Source organism: Pontimicrobium aquaticum (genome assembly GCF_005047595.1).
In the GTDB taxonomy this organism is placed as follows: domain Bacteria; phylum Bacteroidota; class Bacteroidia; order Flavobacteriales; family Flavobacteriaceae; genus Pontimicrobium; species Pontimicrobium aquaticum.
The window spans coordinates 377,426-402,144 of sequence record NZ_SUPL01000004.1 but is presented as its reverse complement, the minus strand read 5'-3'; the positions used below and the strand labels follow the sequence as shown (position 1 = coordinate 402,144).

The window sequence follows — 24,719 nt, the reverse complement described above, 5'->3', positions numbered from 1 at the left end:
GGTTATAGCAATGGGGCTCACCTCTTACCATTCCGAACAGAGAAGTTAAGCCCATTAGCGCCGATGGTACTACATTTGTGGAAGAGTAGGTCGCCGCCTTTTTTAAACCCTTACTATTTTTTTTAGTAAGGGTTTTTTTTGTTGAAATTTTAAGAGGAAGGGATATATGTTATTCATCATTATGCTATAATAAATTATATTTTAGACAGATTAGGAATAACTATAGAAGAAGGCATTTTTTGGATATAATCTTACAACTCCAAAACGTGAAATTAATTTGAACTAGACTTTTCACCAAACATACTATTCATAATAATCTTAAGACCTTTAAAAGCAAAGAATATTGCTCCAACACAGATAATAAGACTAATAATTAATAATGGAATATAAAGTGGCTTGTCTTTATTTGTTGTAACGATATAAAATAATGTTGGTCCAGCAAACATCATAACTAATGAGACAACCATTTTTTTTAGACCTTTTGCTAATAGTTCTTTATTTGTTCTTTTAGTTTCCATTTCTCCATGCTTTTACTGATGCTCTAACACTTTGATACTTGTCAAGTAATTTAGATGCTTCTTTGGCTGTAATATTCAATTCATCCATTACCATTTTCACTCCTCTATCAACTAGTTTATTATTGCTTAACTGCATATCAACCATTTTGTTTCCTTTTACCTTTCCTAATTGAATCATAGTCGCTGTAGTAATCATATTTAGCACTAGTTTTTGTGCTGTTCCTGCTTTCAATCTTGAACTTCCAGTTATAAATTCAGGGCCAACAATAACTTCTATTGGAAACTTTGCTGTCTGTGATAATGGACTGTTATTATTACATGTAATGCAGCCTGTAATGATATTATTTTTATTACATTCTTCAACTGCTGAGATGACGTAAGGTGTTGTGCCAGAAGCAGCTATTCCTATTACAACATCATTATTTGAAATGTTATACTCTTGTAAATCTTTCCAGCCTTGAGTAGTAGAATCTTCAGCAAATTCCACAGCTTTTCTAATAGCAGTATCGCCTCCAGCAATCAACCCAACTACTAGTTCGTGGGGCACACCAAAAGTTGGAGGGCACTCACTAGCATCTACAATGCCTAAACGACCACTTGTACCTGCACCAATATAAAATAAGCGACCACCTAATTTTAATTTTGCTACTATTTGTACAACTAAATTTTCAATTTGAGGTAGTGATTTTTCTACAGCAAATGGAACAGTTTTATCTTCGTTATTAATATTAACCAGTAATTCTGAAACACTCATCTTTTCTAGATGATTGTAATTAGAATCTTGTTCGGTTGTTTTTGTGAAATCCATTCGTCAAAAATACACAATTTGTGATGAGTTATTGAACTATGTATGTAATTTCATCAACTTCAGATAACCTAAAATATCCTAATGGGAAGTTACTTGGATTAGTTTCATTTATACAATTACCTCTTACTGTTGCAGGCGTTGTTTCAAATGGACCACCACCTTCTTCACTATTTTGTTGTAAAAGAATAAACATATATTCGTAAAAGGCTTCTGAAATACCATAATTCCTGATAGTTACTTCGTCTCCAGTAGTTAAATCTTCTTCAGTATAGAAACCAAATATTTGGTTTCCGTCTGTAAACTCATCTTTGTAAACTTCTAAAGTAGGTATTGCAGTGAAATTATTTTTAAATTCAAAGAAGTAGTAGTTTTCTATGTTTACTGGATCTGTGTAATAAGCTTTTAATTCTGTTTCTTCCCCAGTAAATCCTCCATCATTTATTTGCTCAACATAATCTATTTGAACAACAGATTTTAAAGTCTCTGATGCAGAATATATTTCTCCATCATAATTTATGATAAGCGTATATTCTTCATCTAACTGTGGAATAAAACCATTGTTTTTATAATTACCAGTTAAGCCATCTTCAATAAACATGTACTTGTTATTACTAGAATCGAAAATAGAAACTGTTGCGTTATTTGCAGGAGGTGTTTCTAAATTGTAGTAGGGTGCAGATAAAGACAATTTTATTTCTTGTTCGTTCCCACTAGTGCCTTTAATCCAGTTTATTGATGCTTCAATAATTAATTTAGGCTCTGATGTATTTAAATCTAAGTCTATTGATTCTTCACAAGAAAAAATAGCAAAACTTGTTAGTATTAATAGTAACTTCTTCATTTGTTTAAAATTTAAAGTTATAAGATATTGATGGAATGACCCCAAAAAGCGACTGTTTGAAAGACTCATTAACTCCCGTTGTTCGGTCTTCTCTAAAACTTATGGATGATGCATTATTACGATTATATGCATTATAAATACTGAAAACCCATTCGGTTTTCCATTTTTTAGTTGAGTTTGGTTTTGGTATGTATTTAGCTGATACATCTAGCCTATGATAGGTTGGAATTCTACTTGAATTTCTTGCTTCATAGGTTGGAATAGATATGCCATTATATTCGTATTGTCCATTTGGAAACGTAGCAGGCAATCCTGTTTGAAACAAAAAGTTTGAACTAAAACTCCATTTGTCTGTTAGTTTATAGGAAGCAGTAACCGAAACATCATGCGTTTTATCGTAAGGTGTGTTATACCATAAACCGTTATTAATTCCTGTTTCTTCAGGAGTTCTTCCTTTAGTTTGTTGCTCAGATTTTGATAAAGTGTAAGCTATCCAACCTTGAAAATCACCTTCATTTTTCCTAAATAAAACTTCAAGACCATAAGCTCTTGCTCTTCCATTTAGGATGACTTGTTCTATGGCATTATTGGCAATTAAATCGGCTCCATCTATATAATCTATTCTATTTTTTATGGTTTTATAAAAGGTTTCAATTTCTAGATTATAAGTGTTATCATTTATTGTTTTAAAATAACCAAGAGCAAATTGATGTAGAATTTGAGGTTTTACATACTTACCACTAGGTGTCCAAACGTCTAAAGGCGTTGGAGAACTTGTGTTTGATAGCAAATGCAAATACTGACTCATTTTGTTATAACTTGCTTTAATGGAACTTTGGTCGTTTAATTGATAAGCTAATGCCACACGAGGTTCTAGATTAGAAAATGATTCAATAACATCACTTCGCTTGAAATTTTTTGTGCCAACAGGATCTGCTTTTTGGTAAATTTTAAGCTCTGGATTAAATATCAATGGATTGTCGTTTTCATACATATTTAACTCGTCTTGACCTAATCTTAAAAATGAACTAAAACGTAAGCCATAACTTAAGGCTAGTTTATCTGTTACTTGATGTTCAGCATCTGCATAAACCGCATTTTCAAAAGCATATTTATCAATCAATTTGAACGGATTAATTCCAGAAGTTTTAGTTGTAGGTTTAATATCTCCAGGATTAAACTTGTAGTAAATGCTATTTAATCCATATTGTAGCTTAAAGTTATTTGATATATAGTGCTTTAAATCGTACTTTATGTTGAAGTTTCTTATCCCAGAAGTCCAATCAAATTCAACAAAATTTAGTTTTAGATCATAGTCATAATCAGAATATATAAGTGATAAGTTTGAAAATAATTTATCTGAGAATAAATGATTCCATCTAAAGTTTATAACAGAATTTCCATATGTATTTTCAAAGCTATCAGAAATATTAAACACATCTCTACCAAAGTATCCAGATAGATAAATATTATTTCTATCGTTTAATCTGTAGCTTAATTTTGTGTTTAAATCATAGAAAAAAGCAATATTATCAATATCGAATAAAGGCAAAAATAAATGCGCATAACTACTTCTTCCTCCAAATAAAAAAGACCCTTCTTCTTTTTTAAGAGGTCCTTCGGCTAATAGTCTGCTTGATACCAAACCAATGCCTCCATTCATTCCAAATTGATTACTATTGCCTTCTTTTTGATAAATATCTAAAACTGATGATACTCGACCACCATATTTTGCTGGAATTCCACCTTTGTATAGCTTTATATCTTTTATAGCGTCTGGATTAAACACTGAAAACAAACCAAATAAATGTGATGAATTAAAAATAGTAGCTTCATCTAGAAGAATTAAATTTTGGTCAGCAGCTCCACCACGAACATTAAAACCAGAAGCACTTTCGCCAGCAGTCGTGACTCCTGGAAGTAGAGTAATAGACTTTATTAAATCTACTTCACCAAGCACCACAGGAATTTGTTTAATTGTGTTAATAGTTAACGAGTTTAAGCTCATTTGAGGTTTTCTGATGTTGAGCTTTTCAACATCTTCAACAATAACAATTTCATCTAAGCTTTGACTATCTTCTACTAGTTTAAAGTTTAAGGTTTGGTCTTTGTCAAGATTTATGGTCTGTACAATACTCTTAAAACCTAAATAACTAATTTGAAATTCATACTCACCTTTATCTAAAGTAATGGAGTAGAAGCCATACTCATTGCTAGTTGTGCCAGTTTGTAGAGATGGAACAATAATGTTAGCACCTATAAGTGTTTCATTACTGCTCTGGTCAGTAATAGTACCACTTAACGTAAATTTTTCTTGTGATACTATTGCTGTTGGTAGCAAGAGCAATACAAATAAAAAAATCTTATAAAATGAATTCATTAGCAATCATGGTTGAAAAAATAAAAGCTCCTTAAACATAAAGAGCTTTTAAATTGTTTAATTATTAATTAAAAACATTAAACAAATATAATTATTTTATTTTAATAATTACTAAGTTTTTATAATTTTATTAAGAGTGCTACTTGGTCTCATAGCTTGAGATACCAATGTTTCATTTGGCTCGTAATAACCATCTATGTTTACTCGTACTCCTTGAATTTTATTTAATTCGTCTACAATAATAGCTTCATTAAGTATGAGGTCTTTGGCAATTTTTTCAAACTCATTTTTTAATTCTAAATCTTCGTTTTGAGCAGCTAATTCTTGAGCCCAATACATGGCTAAGTAAAAATGACTTCCTCTATTGTCTAACTCTCCAGCTTTTCGTGAAGGACCTTTTTTGTTTTCCAATAATTTTTCTGTGGCTGCATCTAGAGTATCAGCCAAAATTTTGGCTTTTGTATTGTTAGTAGTTTCAGATAAATGCTCAAGTGAAACAGCTAAAGCTAAAAACTCACCTAAGGAATCCCAACGCAAATGATTTTCTTCAACAAACTGTTGTACGTGCTTAGGAGCGGAACCTCCAGCACCAGTTTCAAATAACCCTCCACCATTCATTAAAGGTACAATTGAGAGCATTTTTGCACTTGTTCCTAATTCTAAAATGGGGAATAAATCTGTTAAATAATCACGTAGTACGTTTCCAGAAACTGAAATGGTGTCTTTTCCACTCTTAATTCTTTTTAGAGTGAATTGTGTTGCTTTTAAAGGTGATAGAATTTGAATATCTAAACCTGTTGTGTCATGGTTTGGTAAGTAAATCTCTACCTTTTTAATCAATTCGGCATCATGTGCTCTGTCTTCATCCAACCAAAAAACAGCTGGGACATTGGTAGCTCTAGCTCTTGATACTGCTAGCTTAATCCAATCTTGAATTGGAGCGTCTTTTACTTGACACATACGCCAAATATCACCTGCTTCAACGTTGTGTTCAATTAAAGTATTGCCATTTGTATCTACGACTCTTATAGTCCCGTTTGAAGTGATTTCAAATGTTTTATCATGCGATCCATATTCTTCAGCTTTTTGTGCCATAAGCCCAACATTTGGAACTGTTCCCATTGTTGTTGGATCAAAAGCACCATGTTCTTTACAAAAATCAATGGTTGCTGAGTAGATTCCAGCATAACTACTATCAGGAATTACTGCTTTAGTATCTTGCGATTTTCCTTTAGCATTCCACATTTGCCCAGAATTTCTAATCATTGCAGGCATTGAAGCATCAATAATTACATCACTTGGTACGTGCAAATTGGTAATGCCTTTGTCGGAATTAACCATTGCTAAATCTGGATTGTTTTTGTAACAAGCATCAATATCCTTAAGAATTTCATTGCGTTTTTCTTCTGAAACTTCTGCTAGATTAGATAATAAATTTCCAAAACCATTATTAACATCAACACCAATTTTATCAAATGTTTCTGCATGTTTTTCAAATATATCTTTAAAAAATACACGTACTGCATGACCAAAAATAATTGGGTCGGATACTTTCATCATGGTAGCCTTCATGTGTAATGAAAATAACACGCCTTTATCTTTAGCATCCTGTACTTGAGCTTCTAAAAAGCGTAATAATACATTTTTTTGCATTACTGCTGCATCGATAATTTCACCTGCTTGTAATGCTAAATTTTCTTTTAAAATGGTCTTTTTTCCATTAGCATCAGTATGTTCAATGTTGACTGTTGTTGCTTCAGAAAGCGTTACTGATTTTTCATTGTGGCAAAAATCACCTTCAGTCATCGTTGCTACATGCGATTTTGAGCTAGCACTCCATTTTCCCATAGAATGCGGATTCTTCTTTGCATAATTTTTTACTGCTTTTGGAGCACGTCGATCAGAGTTACCTTCTCTAAGTACAGGATTCACAGCACTTCCCTTAATTTTATCATAACGCGATTTAATAGCTTTTTCTTCATCGTTTATAGGTTCATCTGGATAATCAGGTAAAGCAAAACCTTTTGATTGTAATTCTTTTATAGCACCCTTTAATTGAGGAATTGATGCACTAATATTTGGTAATTTAATGATGTTAGCTTCAGGTGTTTTTACCATCTCTCCTAATTCCGATAAGGCATCATTTTGCTTTTGATCTTCGTTTAGAAAGTCAGGAAAGCTTGCTAGAATTCTTCCAGCTAATGAAATATCTTTTGTTTCTATAGAAATACCTGACGACTTTGTAAACGCTTTAACAATTGGAAGTAGGGAATAGGTTGCTAATGCTGGAGCTTCGTCAGTTTTAGTATAAATAATTTTTGACATTTTATACGAGGTTTTTTTATTGTTATTGAAGGTTGAAAGCATCAATAAAAGTCATTGATTTTTTCGTCTTGCGAATATACGAAATTTGAAGCGTAATGCCTTTTTATAAAATGGCTAAGTGTAAGTGAAAGCCTATAATTAGTACTTAACTAAATTAGCTGTTTGTTTTTTATCAATTTCGTAAAAAAACAGGTTGAAAATTATTCAATTATAATTTGGTGAGCTGCTAATAATCCATCAACAGTTGCTCTTGAAAATTTAGCGCCTTTCATTTTATTATTGCTTGGGTTAAAACTAAAGTTATTGGCTGATCTAAAATCTGCAGACTCTAATACTGAATTCTCAAAAACAGCATTTTTTAAATTGCAATTATTGAAACTGCAATTTGTTAAGTCGGCTTCAGTAAAATCTACTTCTTGTAAACTAGACTCATTAAAAGAAGTGCCAATAAGTTTAAGAGTATTAAATGTTGCTAAATCTAAGTTACAATGATTAAAACTTACTGAAAATAAAAACGAATTACACTCATAAAAAGGCATTCCAACCAATTTGCAGTCTGTAAAGATTACATCTTTAAAGGTTGTTTCTTTTAGTTTTGTATTGGTAAGATTACAATTAGTAAACACGCACTCTAAGAAGCTTATAGTAGATAAATAGCATGTTTCAAACACACAATTAACAAATGCACAATTGTCGTATTCGGCTTTTGGTAAACCAGTTTTGGTATAATTTTTATTGCTAAAGGTTTTGTCTAGAATAAGTGGCAGCATATTGCATAAATGTAGTACGAATATAACTTTTTTATAGCAAGTATATAAAAAACAAAAGCCATATCACTTAGAAATTAATCTATGATGACATGGCTTTCTTTAAAACAGTGCTACGTGATTTATTTAACATTGCTGCTAACTTCAATTAAACATTCTTACGTCTGCTTAACCTTTTCAATTCAAGTTTCACCATTTTAATTGAAACATTGTAACTTTCAAAATGTATTGACCTGCTACAAAATGTTTCATGGTAATCGCTTTTCTTGATACTTTATCAATTATAGCTCATTTGCATGGTTTACAACTTCTAAAGCATTGCTTCTGCTAATAATAGTTACTTTCACTTCTACTATTTTTAGAAACTTTCAATTTCACTAGTTACTGTCTGCATAACATACAGCACTTTTTAAAATATCATGATTTTTCAACTTCCACATGCCTACACATGCTGTCTCCAAACCTCAAAAAACAATTATAATAAAGAACGTTACTTTACCAAATTAGAGTCATTACTTTCGTAACATTACATCAATTTTCATGATGTATCCCTAACTCTTCTACTAAGATACTACAAGCTTTTAAAAAATAAAACTTTTTAAAGATTTAGATATCAACCATTTATGAACTTAGGTTATGAACAATTGTTAACAACAAAAAGCCCTGACATTTGTCAAGGCTTTTATAGTTTTTTAAAAAGTGGTTAGACCTAGTGTCTGCTCTCTTTAATTCTTGCTCTTTTACCAGTAAGACCTCTAAAGTAGAATATACGTGCACGACGTACTTTACCTCTTTTGTTTATTTCAATTTTTTGTAATGCTGGTAAGTTAATTGGGAAGATACGCTCTACACCAATTGATCCAGACATTTTTCTAATGGTAAAGGTTTCAGAAGCACCTGTTCCTCTACGTTGTAAAACAACACCTCTAAAAAACTGAGTACGTACTTTTTCACCTTCTCTAATTTCGTAATACACTGTAATTGTATCACCAGCTGAAAATTCTGGTAAGTCTTTTCTTGTTACAAATTCGTCTTGTACAAATTTTACTAAAGATTCCATGTTAATCTTTTTTTTAATGATTGTCTCGAAACAACATTCACGATTATCGCCAGAGGTTGACCCGAAAGTGGGTGCAAAGATACATAAAAAGTAAAAAGTAAAAAGTAAAAAGTAAAAAAGTTTAAGGTTGTTTTTGGTGTTTCCAAGACGACGTGTAAAACACTTGTCTTGGTCAGGCTATTCGCTATATCTTTTTATGTATCTTCGACAAGCTCAGACTGACATAAAAAGGATGCCGCTACTATCCTTAACACGGTAACCACCTCGTCTTTCAATTTTTTTAAAATTGAAATCCACTCCTCCTTAAAAAGGAGGAGAGTTGTCTCTCTCTCTCTCTCTCTCTCTCTCTTTATTTTGAAATTTTAATTAATCTTCCAACAAATCTGGGCGTCGTTGTTTTGTACGCTGGTAGGCTTGTTCTTCGCGCCATTTTTCTATTTCAGGAAAGTTACCACTAAACAACACTTCTGGAACTTTCATGCCTTTGTATTCTCTTGGTCGTGTATAAATAGGTGGTGCTAATAAATTATCTTGAAACGAGTCAGTTAGGGCAGAGGTTTCGTTACCTAGTACACCTGGAATTAATCGTATAACTGCATCGCACAATACAGCTGCTCCTAATTCGCCACCTGAGAGTACAAAATCGCCAATAGAAATTTCTTTAGTTACAAACATATCTCTTACACGTTGGTCCACACCTTTGTAATGTCCGCAAAGTATGATGATGTTTTCTTTAAGCGATAATTGGTTGGTAATACCTTGGTTTAGGGTTTCACCATCTGGTGTCATATAAATAATGTCGTCATATTTACGTTGGGCTTGTAAACCAGAAATGCATTTATCGATAGGTTCTATTAGCATGACCATACCAGCACCACCACCAAATTGATAATCGTCAACACTTTTGTAATTATCGGTTGTATAATCACGAAGGTTGTGAAAATGTACTTCTACCAAACCAGCATCTATAGCGCGTTTTAAAATAGAGGCTTCAAACGGACTTTTTAATAATTCGGGTAAAACGGTGATAATGTCTATACGCATACTGCAAAGATGCAACTATTCCCAGAAAAAGAAAAGGATTAGTTTTAAGGTTATTTATTAATCCAGTTTTCTATATTTTTCTTTAACTCTTGTTCATTAGCGGATTCAAAATCAGGAATAATCCCAGTTTTAAATTCTTCTCTTTTGAAGTTTTTCCATATTCCAGTGGTAAGAACTAGAAAATCACCATTCTTCATTTTAATAGAAGTATTGTTTGTAGTTAAACCTCTAGATTTAGTTCCAAAAAACTTAATATTTTGATTATTCATTAATGCTATAGCAGTTGCCTCTCCAGAGCTTGAGGTTCTTTCGTTTACTAAAACAGCAATTTTTAGATTCTTATTTTTAAGATTATAGTCTAAAGACTTATCTTTGCCTAGGTATTTTTTTGTTTTATTTATGCCTTTATAATAAATAAGACCATTTTCTTTTTTCCAAATATTTTCTTTGTCATTTTTGATAGTGTAGCCTAAAACTCCATCTTTTAAGAAGGGAGTTAGAGAAATAATCATTGGCCACATATCTCCACCACTATTATTCCTTAAATCGATTACCCAAGCTTTAAGGCTTTTCTGATCCTGTGATGTGATCGCTTCAATCCGTTTATTTATATAAATCTTAGCTTTACTGATTGTTTCTTTTAAACTAGTTCTTGATGCTGTAAATGTATTAATTTTGATATAACCAATGTTATTGATATCATCAATTACTGTTTTTGATTTATATTTGCCGTACAGAGAAGTTTGAGATTTTTTTTGAAATATGATGAATGCTCTTCTCCATTTATTGATAAAGCTTTTACTATAGCCGAATCTCTTGAGATTTTAGCTTTTTCTAATACTTTGCTTTCAAATAATTCCCAATCGATTGAATCTTTATTAAGAGAGTTTTTCTTAAAGTGTTTTATAAGTTCTTTATAAAATTTTAAATCTTCGCTATTTAATTTCTGTTCTTGAGAAAATATTAAGTTTGAGTTTAAAAAGAACATTAAAGTGAGTAATATTACTTTTTTCATAATTTGATTAATAATATTTAAGAATTTACGAATGTAAAGGTTTTTAGTTGGCAAATCAATACGTAGTTCTACGTATAAAGCTACTGCTTTGCACTCGACCTCAAAATAATAAACCCAGTAACTGCCGAGATTAACGAGCCAATTAAAATGCCAATTTTAGCGGAGTCTATATACATTGGGTTATCGGCAAAGGCTAAACTGGCAATAAAAATAGACATGGTAAACCCAATACCTGCTAAAAACGAGACTCCAATTATTTGTTTAAAAGCAATGTCTTTAGGTATTTCTATTAGCTTTAATTTTTTGGCTATAAAAATGATAGAGCTAATACCAATGCTATTACCAATTACTAAACAAATAACAATGTTTTGTACTAAAGCAGTATCCAAAGTCATATCACCACTAATTAAAACACCTGCGTTTGCTAATGCAAATATTGGTATAATAACATAGGCTACCCAATCGTGTAAGCTGTGTTCTAGATGTTGTAATGGCGATTGGTATTTGTTGGTCCAATCTTCAAGATCATCTATTTCGCTAATTTGTTCTTTAGATAAAATAGGTTTGTCAATGACTTCGGCTTTTTTAATGTTGTTTGTAATGCTTACCAAATTATTTATAAACTCTGGTGTTTTTACACGTTGTCTCACAGGTACCGAAAACGCCAATAAAATACCAGCCAATGTTGGATGTATCCCAGCTTTTAAAAACAGTAACCATACAATGGCTCCTAAAAAAATGAGTAAGAATTTTGAGTAAATACCTTTGTAGGATAGGAGGTATAAAAATGCTAGTATTAATAAGGCATATACCAATAACATAACGTTTAAATTACCACTATAAAACAATGCAATCACCAACACTGCACCTAAATCGTCCACAATGGCAAAGGCGGTTAAAAATATTTTTAAGCTCAACGGAATACGATTTCCTAATACTTTTAAAATGGCTAATGAAAAGGCAATATCTGTTGCCATTGGTATTCCCCAACCTTTAAAGGTTTCTGGGTTTTGGTTAAGTACCATAAATAATAACACTGGTACCAACATACCACCAAGTGCTCCAAAAAGAGGGAAGGCTACTTTTTTTAGCGAGTTTAATTCGCCAATAAGGAATTCGCGTTTAATTTCTAATCCTATAAGGAAGAAGAAAATAGCCATTAAGCCATCGTTAATCCAAAGTATGAGTGGTTTGCTTAATTCAAAACTTTCGGTTTTAAAACCAAGTTCGTATTGCCAAATGGCTTGGTAGCTATCGCCAAAAGGAGAGTTAACCCAAACTAATGCTAAAATGGTAGCAGCTAATAATAAGAGTCCGCTTAAGCTTTCAATTTTAACAAACTTTTGGAAAGGTGTAAGGATGCTACTTTTTATCATAGTTTATAAAAATTTGTGCGTATAGCTAAGTTACTAATTTTTTGAACTATTTATTTTTCCAAAACAAATGCAAGTCTGGGTCTTTTATAAATCCAACACGTTCGTATAAATGTTGCGCAGGATTAGTGACTTCTGTTTGAATAGCTAAGCCTTTGTAATGCTTTTCAATACATAAACTTTTTGCAGCTTGTATAAGTTGTTGACCAACCCCTTTGTTGCGAACGTTTGCGTTAACAAATAAATCGTTTAATAAGTACATTGGTTCCATAGAGACTGATGAGAACAGTGAATATAATTGTGTAAAACCAACTGCTTTATTATCTATATAAGCGATATAGATTACAGATTCGTTGTTTTTAATTCTGTTGGTTAAAAACGTTTTAGATTTTTCAATATTTGATGACTGCCTGTAAAACATTCTATAAGCATCAAATAATGGTGCTAAATCGTCAAGGTGCTGTAAAGTGGCTCTAACTATTTCCATAAAAAAAAATCTGTAAACTATACTTCGACAAGCTCAGTATGCAATTTACAGATTTTTTTTATGAAGTAATATTACAAAGCGTTTAATTCCCTTTTTGTTTGTTTATTTCGTCTTGCAGTTGTCTGCGTACTTTCTGTTCTCTTTCCAGTGCTACTCTTCGGTGTTCTTCAAATTCGGTTTCTACTTCAGCAAGCGCACTTTTAGCAGATTTTGTTATGGCATTGCTGTTTTTAAATTTATAAATAAAAATTAATAGTAAAGCAAATAATCCAGCAATGATGGACCACATTAAAATATTATAACCAGTTTTACTCATTTGTAAACCAAAGAGCGACATACTATTTTTTTCGGCATTTGTGGTGTTTAATGTATTTTGGGTGTTTTCAAGATTGGTTTTTAGCTCGTTTATTTCATTTTGTTGGGTTATAACCGTATTTCTTGTGGTATTTAATTTTCCTTGAAGTGTGTTTAAAGAGTCGATAGTATGTGCTTGCAGTGTAAGTAACATGCTTCGTTTTACAGCTTCGTATGATTGTCCATCAGTGCCTCTAAAATTACCCGATTTCCGTAATACAAACTCAAACTGTTGGTCGATAGTACCTTCGTTAATAGATTCAGTTTGTTCTTGAGCTTGTAGGCTTGTAGCAAAAGAGGCTAAAAAAATAAAAAAAGTAAATTTTAAAACTTTCATTGTTATGGCTGATTTGTGTGGTTATTTGTAAAGATAAAATTAAATTTTTAAGCCTCACAAATTTGTGAGGCTTAAATATATACGATGATAACAAAAAATTGGATGTTTTATATATTAATAATATGTAAAACGTCTCACTTTTGATATGTATTTGGCAAGTCTAATAACTTGGTGGCTGTAACCATATTCGTTATCATACCAAATATATAGTATTACATTTTTACCATCAGCTCTAACAATCGTTGCTTTACTATCATAAATTGAAGGCGCTGAGCTACCAACAATATCGCTAGAAACTAATTCGTCGCTTAATTCATATTTTATTTGCTCAACCAAATCTCCCTCAAGAGCGTATTTTTTTATCATTGAGTTGATACCATCGACAGAAGTTGCATTCTCTAGCTCAAGGTTTAAAATTGCTAATGACCCATTAGGTACAGGCACTCTAATAGCATTAGAAGTTAGCTTTCCTTCCAAACTTGGTAATGCCTTAGACACTGCACTTCCAGCACCAGTTTCGGTAATTACCATGTTAAGTGCTGCAGCTCTACCTCGTCTGTATTTTTTATGAAAATTGTCAACTAAATTTTGATCGTTAGTGTAAGCGTGAATGGTTTCTAAATGTCCACTTTTAACACCAAAAGAGTCTTCCATTACTTTTAAAATTGGTGTAATAGCGTTTGTAGTACAAGATGCAGCAGAAAATATATCGATTTTTTCAGGATCGTTTTCAAATTGATTAACACCATGTACAATATTAGGAACACCTTTTCCTGGAGCTGTTAATAATACTTTATCTACGCCTTTAGCTTTTAAGTGACGACCTAAAGCTTCTTTATCTCTAAATGCACCTGTATTATCAATAACTAAAGCATTGTTAATACCATACTTTGTGTAGTCAATATCCTCTGGAGCATTTGCTGAAATAATATTAACCGTAGTCCCATTAATTAATAAGGCTTCATTTTCAACATCTACAGTAACGGTTCCTAAAAAATCTCCGTGAACAGAGTCGTTACGTAATAAAGACGCTCTTTTTTCTAAAACGGTTTCATTAATAGCACCTCTAGTTACAATGGCTCTTAAACGTAACTGACTTCCTTTTCCAGTTTTTGTCATTAACTCACGAGCTACTAAACGACCAATACGACCAAAACCGTAAAGAATAACATCTTTAGGTTGAATGCTCTCATTTTTATTGGCGTCTTTTAGTTTGTCTGCAACAAAGGCGATGGCATTACTATATTTATCGTCTTCTAAATGATACTCGTAAGTAAGTTTGCCAATATCTAGTTTGGCTGGAGGAATGTCTAAGGTTTTAATTGCTTGAGCAATTTCAACAGAGTCGAAAATAGAGATTGGTTTTTGTACAAATTCTCCAGCATATTCATGCAGGTTTAGAATTTCACTAACATTTCTATCTATTAAAGGGTTTCTAAAAAGCACCAATTCAATAGACTTGTCGTACCAAAGGTCGCTAATGATGTTAATAAATTCTACGGTAGCTCTTCTGCGATCTGCTTGAAATGCTAACTCTTTTTCATAAGTTTCATTAAAACTCATTGTAATTTAGTTTAGTGTGTTGTTAAATTTTTTGCAAAAATAGCATATTTCAAACGTTTTCGTACCCAATTTTTATAAAAAAATAAAACCCTCAAATCCAAAGATTAGGATGAGGGTTTTATTTCTAGTTTGAGCAAAAACTATCTAAATCGGTAGTTAACTTTTTCGCCATTTGTTTTAACTATTTCTACTCTATAAATTCTTCCAGAATATTTAGTAATAGCAGCATTTGCATCCTCAATTGAGTTTACTTTTTCGCCATTAATAGCTGTAACAATACTCCCTTCATCAACACCATCAGATTTAAATTCTTCTCTATTTGCAATGTTGAGGTCAGTTATTTTTAGTCCATAGTCTATTTTAAGATTTTTAAGTTCTTTTCGAGAAGCTTCTTTTAAGGTGCCAATTATTGGTACTCTTACTGAGGTTATTTTTGCTAAAGTTACAGGAAGTGTTTTTTCATCGCCATCCCTAACAACAGTTACATAGACAACATCGTTAGGTCTTTTGGTGTTTAAAAAGCCTTTTAGGTCCGAGAATTTCGAAATTTTAACATCATCTAGCTGTTTAATGATATCTCCTTCTTGGATGCCTGCTTTTTTAGCTCCAGAGTCGTCTTCTACGGTGCTTACATAAAACCCTTCGGTATCGTTTACACCTAATTCTTTTGCACTAGCACTGTTAAGAGCACCTCCTCTAACTCCTAGAATACCATTTTGTACATTACCAAACTCCATGATATCCTCTATCACTTTTTTGGCAATATTACTAGGGACCGCAAACGAGTAGCCAACATACGATCCAGTTTGTGAAGTAATGGCAGTATTAATGCCAATAAGTTCGCCATGCGTGTTTACAAGCGCACCTCCTGAATTTCCTGGATTTACGGCTGCATCTGTTTGGATAAACGATTGCGCATCATCGCCACCAGTTAAGTCACGTGATTTGGCACTAATAATTCCTGCGGTAACCGTAGAGGTTAAATTAAAAGGATTACCAACGGCGAGCACCCACTCACCAACTTTTGATGTGTCACTATCGCCAAATGTTGTGTATGGTAAATCTTCATCTGCTTCAATTTTTAAAAGTGCAATATCGGTTTTTGGGTCGGTTCCTATCAATTCGGCTTCATACGATTTATTATTGTTAAGTGTAATGGTTATTTCTTCGGCACCATCAATAACATGATTGTTGGTAATAATCATTCCATCTGGAGAAATAATAACACCAGACCCTGTTCCAATTTGCGGTCTTTGTGAACGTCTTCCAAAAAATAAATCTTCAAAAGTCATAATACCAGAACTGGTTGTGGTATTTCTTACGTGTACCACTGAATGAATTGTTTTTTCGGCAGCTGTAGTAAAATCTACCGATTCTCCCATTGGTAATTTTGTATTAACAGATTTGTAACTTACAGGTATTGTATAAGGAGATGTTTTTGTTTCCTGTAATGTAGTACGATCTTCTTTTTCAATGAATACTTTGTAAGTTCCTAATGTAAGAGCTCCTCCTAGGGCTGATACTAAAACAAGTGAAAAAATCTTTTTCATAATCTTAGCTATTGTTTTTAATTGTTTTACGATTTGATAACGAATAAAATTAATAAAATATTGAATTTCAAAATCTATTTTAACGAAATTTTGCATCATTTTTAACGATGATTTAACAGCGTAAAAAACGGTTTAATATTTCTATATTTGTCATTCAAAATGACACACACTTTTTATAAATATCAAGGAACAGGAAACGACTTCGTAATTATCGATAATCGTCAAAATGTTTTTGACAAAAATAATACCAAACTCGTTGCGCAATTATGTGACAGACGTTTTGGCATTGGAGCTGATGGATTGATTTTATTAGAAAATCATGATGATGTAGATTTTAAAATGGTGTATTACAATTCTGATGGGAATGAAAGCACCATGTGTGGTAATGGAGGGCGTTGTTTGGTTGCTTTTGCAAAACGAATTGGAGTTATAAATAATGAAGCTACTTTTTTAGCAATAGATGGAATACATCACGCTAAAATTGAAGACAATATTGTAAAGCTTCAAATGCAGGATGTATCTAACATTGAAGCTTTTAAAAATCATGTGTTTTTAGATACAGGGTCACCACATCACGTTGAAATTAGAGACAATATTAATGCTATTGATATTAAAAATGAAGGATCGTCTATCAGATATGGAGAGCCTTATAATGAAGAAGGTACTAATGTGAATTTTGTTGAAAAAATAAGTGACTCAATTTTTGCAGTGCGAACTTACGAGAGAGGTGTTGAAGATGAAACCTTGTCATGTGGTACTGGAGTAACTGCCGTTGGAATTGCAATGTATGCAACAGGTGGAACTAACAACAACCTTATTACACTACAAACAAAAGGAGGCGATTTAAAAGTAGCTTTTAAGCAAGAAGGCAATGGTTTTAAAGACGTTTGGTTAATAGGTCCAGCTACTATGGTTTATAAAGGGAAGATTGCATGGTGACTTTAAAGGGTGAACATATTTTTTTAAGAGCTTTAGAGCCTGAGGATTTTGATTTTATTTACGAGATTGAAAACAATCAAGATATTTGGGAAATAAGTAATACAATTACGCCTTATTCTAGGTTTTTGATAAAGCAATATCTTGAAAATGCGCACAAAGATATTTTTGAAGTAAAACAATTACGTTTGGTAATTTCAACTTTAAAAAATAAAGCTATTGGTTTAATTGATATTTTTGATTTCGATTTTCACAATAAACGCGCTGGCATTGGTATCTTGATTAAAGATCCTAATAATAGGCATAAAGGTTATGGTGCTGAGGCATTACAATTATTAATTAACTATTGTTTTGCACACTTAAACCTTCATCAATTATATTGTAATATTTCGGAAGATAATGTACCTAGTATCAAACTTTTTAAACGTTATAACTTTAAGGAAGTAGGATTAAAAAAAGACTGGAATATTGTAAACGGAAGTTATAAAAACGAATATTTGTTTCAACTAATAAACGACTAATGTACTTTAAAAAAATTCTTTTAGCAGTAGCACTAATAGGGTTAGTAATAGCTGGATATTTTGCTTATTATGTGTATTCGGCAATGTTTGTACCAAATACAGCTTTTAATAATAGTGAAGCCTATATTTATATTGAATCTGATGCAGATTATAACAAAGTAAGAGAAAGTTTAATACCTCTTTTAAAAAACATAAATACTTTTGATGCACTTGCTAAGCGTAAAAAGTATGTAGCAAATGTAAAAGCTGGAAGATATATCATAAAAAAAGATATGACTAATAATGATATTATTAACTCTATTAGAAGTAATAATATTCCTGTAAAAGTGTCTTTTAACAATCAAAATTCGCTTGAGCTTTTAGCAGGAAGAATTGCCAAACAAATTGAAACAGATAGTGTTTCGCTTTTAGAGGTCTTTAATGATAGATCATTTTTAGAAAAAAATGGTTTTAATGAAGCCACTGCATTAGGAATGTACATTCCTAATAGTTATGAGTTTTTCTGGAATACTTCAGCTGAAAGCTTTAGAGATAGAATGTTAACTGAGTATAATAAGTTTTGGAATGACTCCAGGTTAGAAAAAGCACGTAAAGCAAACTTAACGCCTGACGAGGTTATTGCATTGGCATCTATTGTACAAGAAGAATCTAAACAAAAAAGCGAACAAGCACGTATTGCTGGAGTTTATATAAATAGATTAAAAAATAATTGGCCTTTGCAGGCAGATCCAACATTAAAATTTGCAGCGTACAGATTGCCAAAATATAAAAACACTGTTATAAAACGTGTTCTTAACGTACATAAAGAAATCAATTCACCTTATAATACTTATAAAAATGTGGGGTTGCCTCCAGGATTAATCGCTATGCCTGATATTTCGGCTATCGATGCGGTATTAAATTTTGAAACTCACAACTATTTTTATTTTGCAGCAGATGCTAAAAAACCAGGGTATCATAAGTTTGCTAGAACTTTATCTCAGCATAATCAAAATGCAAGAGAATATCAACGTTATCTATCGCAACAAGGAATAAGACGCTAAACTGTGAGCAATAAAATTACGTTCACTTTTCTATTTGTTTTTATAAGTCTTTCCGCTTTAGGGCAACAATTAAATACATTTTTAAAACCGAGTGATACTTTAAATGTTAAAAGAAGAAATGCTGTTGTTATTTCTGAAACAATTATAGGCACTTCAGCGTTAATTAGTCTTAATTCTTTGTGGTACCAAGGCTATAAGCAATCAAAATTCCATACAATTAACGATTTAAATGAATGGATGCAAATGGATAAGGTTGGTCATGCTTTTTCAGCATATCAACTGGCTAGAGTAGGAGCTGATGTTTTAAATTGGAGTGGCGTAAGTAAAAAGGATCAGCTTATTTATGGTGCAACTTTAGGTTTTACATTTCTCTCAGCAGTCGAAATTTTTGATGGGTTTTCTAAAGAATGGGGGTTTTCCTGGTCAGATATTGCTGCTAACTCTCTAGGGACAGGGCTGTATATTGGACAAGAGTTGCTTTGGCAGGAGCAGCGTATGCAATTAAAATATTCGTTTAGTAAATCTCCATATGCAAATAGGCGTCCAGATAAATTGGGCGATTCGTTTATTGAGCAAATGTTTAAAGATTATAATGGTCAAACTTACTGGTTAAGTATGAATTTGAATGCGTTTTTTAAGGAAGCTAATTTTCCAAAGTGGTTAAATCTAGCTATTGGGTATGGTGCAAACGGCATGTTAACTGGTGAAAATGAAGTTGTTAATAATATGTTTACAAATCAAGATAGGTATCGACAGTTTTATTTAAGTTTTGACGTAAATTTGAACAACATTAATACTAAATCTAATGTTTTAAAAACGATATTTTCAGTATTAAATGTTATAAAAATACCGCTCCCAACGGTTGAATTTAATAGCAAAAAAAAGGTTGTATTTCATCTTTTGCTCCAATAAGAAATGCACTTAAACGATTAATTTTGAAAATATTAGAAAATTGTGTAATTTTGCACGCTGAAATTTTGAGGATAAAAACACGTTTTTTTTTGAGCTCTTAAATTTTAAATTATGTACAAAGGATTAGTAGCATATTCGATTATTCCAGTTGTCGTTTTTATAGCATTTTTTTCTGCTTTTAAAACAACCAATAGTTTAGATATAGAAAAGTATTCTACACAAGGGTTAGAGCTTGCTTATAACACTCCAGCTTTTACAGAAATTGATGAAGCTATTGAGGAAGATGTTAATTACAATCTGCCAATTTTAGAGAAGTGTTTTGTTGGTTTTAAAGAAGCTTTAGCTTTTAAAGAATCCCGAAGAAACTATTTTACAGTCAATACTTTAGGGTACTTAGGGAAGTATCAGTTTGGAAAAAACACGTTAAAACTTATTGGCATCTATAATACTATAGATTTTTTAAACAATCCTGAACTTCAAGAAAAGGCTTTTATTGCTAACGCGATGCGAAATAAGTGGATATTACGTAGAGATATTAAACGATTTGTCGGTAAAAGAATTGATGGTGTTCTGGTTACTGAATCTGGAATTTTAGCAGCTGCACATTTGGCTGGACCAGGAAGTGTTAAAAAATATTTGCGTAGTTATGGAGCTATTGGATTTGCTGATGCTTATGGCACTACTATAAGATATTACATGAAAAAGTTCTCTGGCTACGACACCTCTTTTATTAAAGCAGATCAAAAAGCAAAAGCTTCATTGCTTTAATCTTTATGTACAATAAATATAGCTGGTCTTTTGTGAAAGTCAACATTTGACTTTTTCCACTCACTTACTGTTTTTGTTTTAATATACTCGGTTGACAGTGTTAAATCACAAGCTATGCATACTCTTGTATGGTTTTGTAGTGTTGCACAAATATTTTCAAGCATTTTGTTATTTCTGTAAGGAGTTTCTATAAATAACTGAGATTGATTTTGCTCAAACGATATGCGTTCTAATCTTTTTAATGCCGCTTTTCTTTCTTGTTTGTCAATAGGCAAGTAGCCATTAAAAGTAAAACTCTGACCATTCATTCCTGAACCCATTAAAGCTAATAAAATTGATGATGGCCCAACAAGTGGTACAACCTGAATATTTTTTTGATGTGCTATTTTTACAATGTCTGATCCAGGATCTGCAATGGCAGGACATCCAGCTTCAGATAATAAACCAACAGGTTTGCCTTCTAAACAGGCGTTGAGAAAACTTGGCAATTCTGTAGGTTCAGTATATTTATTTAGCACATGAATATTTAGTGATTGCTGGGATTTTCCAGAGCATATTTTTTTAATAAAACGTCGTGCTGTTTTTTCGTTTTCAACAATATAATCATTCACTATCTCAATAGTTTTTTTTACTGAAATAGGTAATACTTCTAAGGGTTGATTCTCGCCTAATCTTGTTGGTATTAAATAGAGTTTTCCTAAGTGCTCATTCATGTTGCTAATGAATTATTAGTTTTTTGTTTGAAAGCTTACTATTAGCTTTAAATAAGGACACAAGATACAATCCTGAGGCTAAATTTCTTGTTGAAATTGAAATAATATGATTAGAAAAATTAGTTTCGGTTTTAATATGTTTGCCAGTAAAATCAAACAAGGCAATAGAGAACGGAATTTCATTTTCATCAAAAACAAAATATACTTCGTCCTTGGCAGGGTTTGGATGCATTAAAAAACTGTATTCACTGGTTTCTGTTTCTATTTCACCATCGCAATTCTCATCAATATCGTTATTTGGAATTTCACTAGCGTTAGGATTTATATTTGCATTGGTATCATCGCAGTCTAAATTATTGTCAACATAACCAGCTGGTTGAGTTTCCTGAGTCATACTAATATCTGGATCTCCAAAAGTATCGCTATCAGCATCCTGATACCATATTAACGCATCAAAACCATCACAATTTTCGTCAATTCCGTTATTAGGTATTTCGGTAGCACTAGGATTAATATTAGCGTTAGTATCGTCACAATCTGTATTGTCGGCAACAAATCCAGATGGTTGATTTACTGCTTCTTGACTAACATTAGGATTTCCAAAAGTATCATTATCCGCATCTTCGTACCAAGTATTTGTTGATTGTGTATCTGTATCTATAATTTTATAAACGGTTCCAGAACCTATTCCAGTGATGTAAAGTTCGCCATTTATATCCTCTCCAAATGATGTCCACCTATTACCATCAAAAGGAGAACTAAAAGTCATATTCCAAGTGCCACCATTTTCCTGAAGTGTACCAATTTCATTGCTACAATAATCTGCAAAAAAGTATAAGCCAGCAAAATTAGGATAATTAGAGCCTCTATAACGGTAGCCACCAGTAATAGAACATTTAAAATTACCGCTATTAGAATGCGAATATTCACCTATTGGAAATGTAAGGACACTATCATCTGGACATCCAGTATCATTAAAAGTGCTATTTCCTTCGTAACATCTCCAGCCATAATTTAATCCAGCATCAGTTGGAGAAGCCATATTGATTTCCTCATACTCTCCTTGACCAACATCAGCAATCCATATATCACCTGTTTGTCTATCAAAAGAAAATTTCCAAGGATTTCTCAAGCCATAAGCCCAAATTTCATCTAAAGTATTTGTATCGTCATCATTATAAAAAGGATTATTATTTGGAATGTCATAATTATTTCCGTTGGCTGTATTGTTAATGTCTATTCTAATTATTTTGCCAAGTAGCGTACTTAAATCTTGAGCTCTGTTTTGTGGGTCTCCTCCAGCTCCTCCATCACCAGAGGCAATGTATAAGAAGTTATCTGGTCCAAAAGCCATGTGACCTCCGTTATGATTGCTGTAGGGTTGTGGTATTGTAAGAATTATTAATTCTGAATTTGGATTAGCCACATTGGCATTAGTAGTGCTTACTTCAAATCTTGAGATAACAGTGTCTCCATCATTATTAATATAATTAACATAGAAAAACCCGTTTGAATTGTAATTTGGATGAAAAGCTAAACCAAGTAATCCTCTTTCATCTCCACTACCATTTATATTTAAAACAAGGTTGTCTATATCTAAAAAAGGAGTGGTATTTATGGAGCCATCAGTATTAACTATTCTAATATAACCTCTTTGCTCTACAACAAAAAGTCTGTTGTCACCAGCGTTTTTTATATTCACAGGTAAATCTAAGCCTGTTGCAAAACTTTGTATGTCTATTGTTTGTGCAAAAGTAAAAGAAGCGGTTAATAAGCAAATATTTAAAATAAATGTATTTATACTTTTCATAGCGTACATTATTTACTTAAATGTACGAATAAAATAACAAAATAAGATGTAATAATTACTTGATAATTAGCTTGTTTATTGATTTTTCTCCAGAGGTAGAAACAGCTTCAACGATATAAATACCTGAAGATAATCTGTTGTATTCAAGCTGAATTGTTTTATTATTCAATTTGTGGAGATTAGATTTTATAAGTTGTCCTTGTAAATTGTATGTATTGATATTTTTAATAGAAACATCTTTAGAAAAATTTAGAGTGACTTTTCCATTTTTTGAAGGATTTGGATAAATACTAAATTTTTGATTGACATCCACTTTGTTGTTTGATAAAGGAATGGATTGTTTTATTTTATGAACTTTTGAAAAACCACCTCTATTTCCTACGATGTATAATTCTTTGTCATGACCCTCACCAAAACCTGTCCATCTTTGTACTGTTATACTTGGTGTATAAGTTGTTCTGTTCCAGCTACCTCCTCCAGCATCGGTAAGCAAAAATATTTCGTTGCTACACCAGTCGGCAAAAAAGTAGGTACCAATCAAGTCGGTTTGAGTTGTTCCTTGGTATCTATATCCACCAATTATTGCACAAACACCTATTCTAGGATATTCGTAAGCTGCTGAAGTGTAAGAGAGAGAGCTACACCCTGGGAAAGAATTAAACGTTGCGCTTCCTTCGTAGCAACTCCATCCAAAATTTTTGTTACCAGTATTTCCTAAATCTAAATTAACTTCTTCATAGCTATCTTGGCCAACATCGGCAATCCACATATTACCACTGCTGTCAAAAGAAAACTTTGCTGGATTTCTAAGACCATAGGACCATATTTCTTTACGAGGGTCATTTGCTCCATCAGGTGAGCTAACATAAGGATTTGTAGGAGGGATGCTATAATTATTTCCGTAAGTGTTGGTAGTTGTTGGAGAATCTACATCTATTCTAAAAATTTTCCCATTTGGTTCACTTAAGTTTTGTGCTCGATTGTCAGGATCACCAGCACTATTGCCACCATCGCCTTTTGCTATATATAAATACCCATCTAATCCAAAAGCCATATCACCTCCATAATGCGCATCATAAGGATGAGAAATAGACATGATTACCAATTCAGAGCTTGGATCTGCAATATCTGGATTAGCACTTACGGTGTATCTCACAACATAAGTATCTGCTTGGCCATCAGCTCCTGGAGTATCTATACCACCTGGAATTTCAGTAAGCGTATCGTCGCCACTATAGTGTACATAGAAATATCCATTTGAAGCATAATTAGGGTGGAAAACCAATCCTAAAAGTCCTTTTTCATAACTTCCTGAGGTGTTGACTTTTGATGTGATATCTAAAAAAGGAGTGGATGGAGAGGTTCCATCTGCATTCAATATACGTATGTAGCCTTCTTGTTCAACAATAAATAAACGACTATCGCCTGCATTTTTGATGCTTACTGGTTTATCGAATGAGGGACCAAATTCCTCTAAAGTAATTTGTGAAAAAATTGATGTTGAAATAAAACTAAATAGAATTAAAGTGTAGAGTTTCCTCATAGTTAGGGTATTGTGGTTATAAAAATATATTTTTTTAAAAGAAATCGTAAT

23 protein-coding genes and 1 rRNA gene are annotated in these 24,719 nt (G+C 32.3%); 6 read left to right on the top strand and 18 right to left on the bottom strand.

What is annotated here, in order from left to right; genetic code table 11:
• Positions 1-102: ribosomal RNA gene (gene rrf / locus E5167_RS09710) — 5S ribosomal RNA — on the top strand; the annotation flags it as partial.
• Between the two features lie 170 nt (positions 103-272).
• On the opposite strand, the gene E5167_RS09705 is transcribed toward rrf, so the two are convergent.
• The 15 genes from E5167_RS09705 to E5167_RS09635 all read right to left on the bottom strand — a co-directional run bounded on the left by E5167_RS09705 (position 273) and on the right by E5167_RS09635 (position 16,422).
• On the bottom strand, positions 273-518 hold the full coding sequence (locus tag E5167_RS09705) for a DUF6095 family protein (RefSeq protein ID WP_136843499.1): 246 nt from the start codon (positions 516-518) through the stop codon (positions 273-275).
• Positions 508-1,326, bottom strand: coding sequence for an N-acetylmuramic acid 6-phosphate etherase (gene murQ / locus E5167_RS09700; protein ID WP_136843497.1), 819 nt, complete (start codon positions 1,324-1,326; stop codon positions 508-510). Before murQ ends, E5167_RS09705 begins: the two co-directional genes overlap by 11 nt.
• 28 nt (positions 1,327-1,354) lie before the next feature.
• Entirely contained in the window at positions 1,355-2,167 is an 813-nt protein-coding gene (locus tag E5167_RS09695) for a DUF4249 domain-containing protein (RefSeq protein WP_136843495.1), read from the bottom strand.
• 4 nt (positions 2,168-2,171) lie between these two features.
• Positions 2,172-4,547 carry a TonB-dependent receptor gene (locus E5167_RS09690; protein WP_136843493.1) on the bottom strand — a complete coding sequence of 792 codons (2,376 nt, stop codon included), beginning with the start codon at positions 4,545-4,547 and terminating at the stop codon, positions 2,172-2,174.
• A 111-nt stretch (positions 4,548-4,658) separates the two neighbouring features.
• Positions 4,659-6,872 (bottom strand): NADP-dependent isocitrate dehydrogenase, encoded by a 2,214-nt coding sequence (locus E5167_RS09685; protein WP_136843491.1) that lies wholly within the window; start codon positions 6,870-6,872, stop codon positions 4,659-4,661.
• 200 nt (positions 6,873-7,072) lie between these two features.
• The gene (locus E5167_RS09680; RefSeq protein WP_136843489.1) at positions 7,073-7,642 is read right to left on the bottom strand and encodes a pentapeptide repeat-containing protein; all 570 of its coding nucleotides are present in this window, start codon (positions 7,640-7,642) and stop codon (positions 7,073-7,075) included.
• 706 nt (positions 7,643-8,348) lie between these two features.
• Complete coding sequence (gene rplS / locus E5167_RS09675; RefSeq protein WP_136843487.1) at positions 8,349-8,699, bottom strand: 50S ribosomal protein L19; 351 nt, start codon at positions 8,697-8,699, stop codon at positions 8,349-8,351.
• A 366-nt stretch (positions 8,700-9,065) separates the two neighbouring features.
• Positions 9,066-9,743: a tRNA (guanosine(37)-N1)-methyltransferase TrmD gene (gene trmD, locus E5167_RS09670; protein ID WP_136843485.1), complete on the bottom strand. Its 678-nt coding sequence runs from the start codon at positions 9,741-9,743 to the stop codon at positions 9,066-9,068.
• A gap of 50 nt (positions 9,744-9,793) precedes the next feature.
• Entirely contained in the window at positions 9,794-10,423 is a 630-nt protein-coding gene (locus tag E5167_RS09665; RefSeq protein ID WP_262709582.1) for a S41 family peptidase, read from the bottom strand.
• A 26-nt stretch (positions 10,424-10,449) separates the two neighbouring features.
• A complete protein-coding gene (locus tag E5167_RS09660; protein ID WP_136843482.1) occupies positions 10,450-10,758 on the bottom strand; it encodes a hypothetical protein in 309 nt (102 codons plus the stop codon).
• 80 nt (positions 10,759-10,838) lie between these two features.
• A complete protein-coding gene (nhaA, locus tag E5167_RS09655; protein WP_136843480.1) occupies positions 10,839-12,134 on the bottom strand; it encodes a Na+/H+ antiporter NhaA in 1,296 nt (431 codons plus the stop codon).
• A 46-nt stretch (positions 12,135-12,180) separates the two neighbouring features.
• Positions 12,181-12,618 (bottom strand): GNAT family N-acetyltransferase, encoded by a 438-nt coding sequence (locus E5167_RS09650; protein ID WP_136843478.1) that lies wholly within the window; start codon positions 12,616-12,618, stop codon positions 12,181-12,183.
• 82 nt (positions 12,619-12,700) lie between these two features.
• Positions 12,701-13,309, bottom strand: a complete 609-nt coding sequence (locus E5167_RS09645; protein WP_136843475.1) for a tRNA (guanine-N1)-methyltransferase — start codon at positions 13,307-13,309, stop codon at positions 12,701-12,703.
• A gap of 114 nt (positions 13,310-13,423) precedes the next feature.
• A complete protein-coding gene (locus E5167_RS09640; protein ID WP_136843467.1) occupies positions 13,424-14,872 on the bottom strand; it encodes a glyceraldehyde-3-phosphate dehydrogenase in 1,449 nt (482 codons plus the stop codon).
• 140 nt (positions 14,873-15,012) lie between these two features.
• Positions 15,013-16,422: a trypsin-like peptidase domain-containing protein gene (locus E5167_RS09635; RefSeq protein ID WP_136843465.1), complete on the bottom strand. Its 1,410-nt coding sequence runs from the start codon at positions 16,420-16,422 to the stop codon at positions 15,013-15,015.
• 159 nt (positions 16,423-16,581) lie between these two features.
• Between E5167_RS09635 and dapF the strand changes: the two genes are divergently transcribed.
• The 5 genes from dapF (at position 16,582) to E5167_RS09610 (ending at position 20,602) form a co-directional block, all read left to right on the top strand.
• The gene (dapF, locus tag E5167_RS09630) at positions 16,582-17,361 is read left to right on the top strand and encodes a diaminopimelate epimerase (protein WP_136843463.1); all 780 of its coding nucleotides are present in this window, start codon (positions 16,582-16,584) and stop codon (positions 17,359-17,361) included.
• On the top strand, positions 17,355-17,879 hold the full coding sequence (locus E5167_RS09625; RefSeq protein WP_136843461.1) for a GNAT family N-acetyltransferase: 525 nt from the start codon (positions 17,355-17,357) through the stop codon (positions 17,877-17,879). Before dapF ends, E5167_RS09625 begins: the two co-directional genes overlap by 7 nt.
• Positions 17,879-18,922: an endolytic transglycosylase MltG gene (gene mltG / locus E5167_RS09620; RefSeq protein ID WP_136843459.1), complete on the top strand. Its 1,044-nt coding sequence runs from the start codon at positions 17,879-17,881 to the stop codon at positions 18,920-18,922. Before E5167_RS09625 ends, mltG begins: the two co-directional genes overlap by 1 nt.
• Positions 18,923-18,925: 3 nt before the next feature.
• Positions 18,926-19,834, top strand: coding sequence for a DUF2279 domain-containing protein (locus E5167_RS09615; RefSeq protein WP_136843457.1), 909 nt, complete (start codon positions 18,926-18,928; stop codon positions 19,832-19,834).
• A gap of 111 nt (positions 19,835-19,945) precedes the next feature.
• The gene (locus tag E5167_RS09610; RefSeq protein WP_136843455.1) at positions 19,946-20,602 is read left to right on the top strand and encodes a peptidoglycan-binding protein LysM; all 657 of its coding nucleotides are present in this window, start codon (positions 19,946-19,948) and stop codon (positions 20,600-20,602) included.
• Here the strand turns inward: E5167_RS09610 and E5167_RS09605 are convergent.
• From E5167_RS09605 to E5167_RS09595, 3 genes are read right to left on the bottom strand one after another with little or no spacing between them, the layout of a single operon-like run.
• Positions 20,599-21,315, bottom strand: coding sequence for an SAM-dependent methyltransferase (locus E5167_RS09605; RefSeq protein ID WP_136843453.1), 717 nt, complete (start codon positions 21,313-21,315; stop codon positions 20,599-20,601). The two genes, E5167_RS09610 and E5167_RS09605, sit on opposite strands and share 4 nt — an antisense overlap.
• Before the next feature lie 4 nt (positions 21,316-21,319).
• Positions 21,320-23,125, bottom strand: coding sequence for a PQQ-dependent sugar dehydrogenase (locus tag E5167_RS09600; RefSeq protein WP_136843451.1), 1,806 nt, complete (start codon positions 23,123-23,125; stop codon positions 21,320-21,322).
• A 55-nt stretch (positions 23,126-23,180) separates the two neighbouring features.
• On the bottom strand, positions 23,181-24,668 hold the full coding sequence (locus E5167_RS09595; RefSeq protein ID WP_136843449.1) for a PQQ-dependent sugar dehydrogenase: 1,488 nt from the start codon (positions 24,666-24,668) through the stop codon (positions 23,181-23,183).
• Between the last annotated feature and the right edge of the window lie 51 nt (positions 24,669-24,719).

What these genes read in the sequence shown, in the direction of transcription:
- nhaA (WP_136843480.1), bottom strand. Translation starts at nt 12,134, where the DNA reads ATGATAAAAAGTAGCATCCTTACACCTTTCCAAAAGTTTGTTAAAATT.
- E5167_RS09685 (WP_136843491.1), bottom strand. Translation starts at nt 6,872, where the DNA reads ATGTCAAAAATTATTTATACTAAAACTGACGAAGCTCCAGCATTAGCA.
- E5167_RS09595 (WP_136843449.1), bottom strand. Translation starts at nt 24,668, where the DNA reads ATGAGGAAACTCTACACTTTAATTCTATTTAGTTTTATTTCAACATCA.
- dapF (WP_136843463.1), top strand. Translation starts at nt 16,582, where the DNA reads ATGACACACACTTTTTATAAATATCAAGGAACAGGAAACGACTTCGTA.
- E5167_RS09645 (WP_136843475.1), bottom strand. Translation starts at nt 13,309, where the DNA reads ATGAAAGTTTTAAAATTTACTTTTTTTATTTTTTTAGCCTCTTTTGCT.
- E5167_RS09690 (WP_136843493.1), bottom strand. Translation starts at nt 4,547, where the DNA reads ATGAATTCATTTTATAAGATTTTTTTATTTGTATTGCTCTTGCTACCA.
- mltG (WP_136843459.1), top strand. Translation starts at nt 17,879, where the DNA reads ATGTACTTTAAAAAAATTCTTTTAGCAGTAGCACTAATAGGGTTAGTA.
- E5167_RS09610 (WP_136843455.1), top strand. Translation starts at nt 19,946, where the DNA reads ATGTACAAAGGATTAGTAGCATATTCGATTATTCCAGTTGTCGTTTTT.
- E5167_RS09680 (WP_136843489.1), bottom strand. Translation starts at nt 7,642, where the DNA reads ATGCTGCCACTTATTCTAGACAAAACCTTTAGCAATAAAAATTATACC.
- E5167_RS09600 (WP_136843451.1), bottom strand. Translation starts at nt 23,125, where the DNA reads ATGAAAAGTATAAATACATTTATTTTAAATATTTGCTTATTAACCGCT.
- E5167_RS09640 (WP_136843467.1), bottom strand. Translation starts at nt 14,872, where the DNA reads ATGAGTTTTAATGAAACTTATGAAAAAGAGTTAGCATTTCAAGCAGAT.
- murQ (WP_136843497.1), bottom strand. Translation starts at nt 1,326, where the DNA reads ATGGATTTCACAAAAACAACCGAACAAGATTCTAATTACAATCATCTA.
- E5167_RS09635 (WP_136843465.1), bottom strand. Translation starts at nt 16,422, where the DNA reads ATGAAAAAGATTTTTTCACTTGTTTTAGTATCAGCCCTAGGAGGAGCT.
- E5167_RS09660 (WP_136843482.1), bottom strand. Translation starts at nt 10,758, where the DNA reads ATGAAAAAAGTAATATTACTCACTTTAATGTTCTTTTTAAACTCAAAC.
- E5167_RS09625 (WP_136843461.1), top strand. Translation starts at nt 17,355, where the DNA reads ATGGTGACTTTAAAGGGTGAACATATTTTTTTAAGAGCTTTAGAGCCT.
- E5167_RS09605 (WP_136843453.1), bottom strand. Translation starts at nt 21,315, where the DNA reads ATGAATGAGCACTTAGGAAAACTCTATTTAATACCAACAAGATTAGGC.
- E5167_RS09695 (WP_136843495.1), bottom strand. Translation starts at nt 2,167, where the DNA reads ATGAAGAAGTTACTATTAATACTAACAAGTTTTGCTATTTTTTCTTGT.
- E5167_RS09705 (WP_136843499.1), bottom strand. Translation starts at nt 518, where the DNA reads ATGGAAACTAAAAGAACAAATAAAGAACTATTAGCAAAAGGTCTAAAA.
- trmD (WP_136843485.1), bottom strand. Translation starts at nt 9,743, where the DNA reads ATGCGTATAGACATTATCACCGTTTTACCCGAATTATTAAAAAGTCCG.
- E5167_RS09650 (WP_136843478.1), bottom strand. Translation starts at nt 12,618, where the DNA reads ATGGAAATAGTTAGAGCCACTTTACAGCACCTTGACGATTTAGCACCA.
- rplS (WP_136843487.1), bottom strand. Translation starts at nt 8,699, where the DNA reads ATGGAATCTTTAGTAAAATTTGTACAAGACGAATTTGTAACAAGAAAA.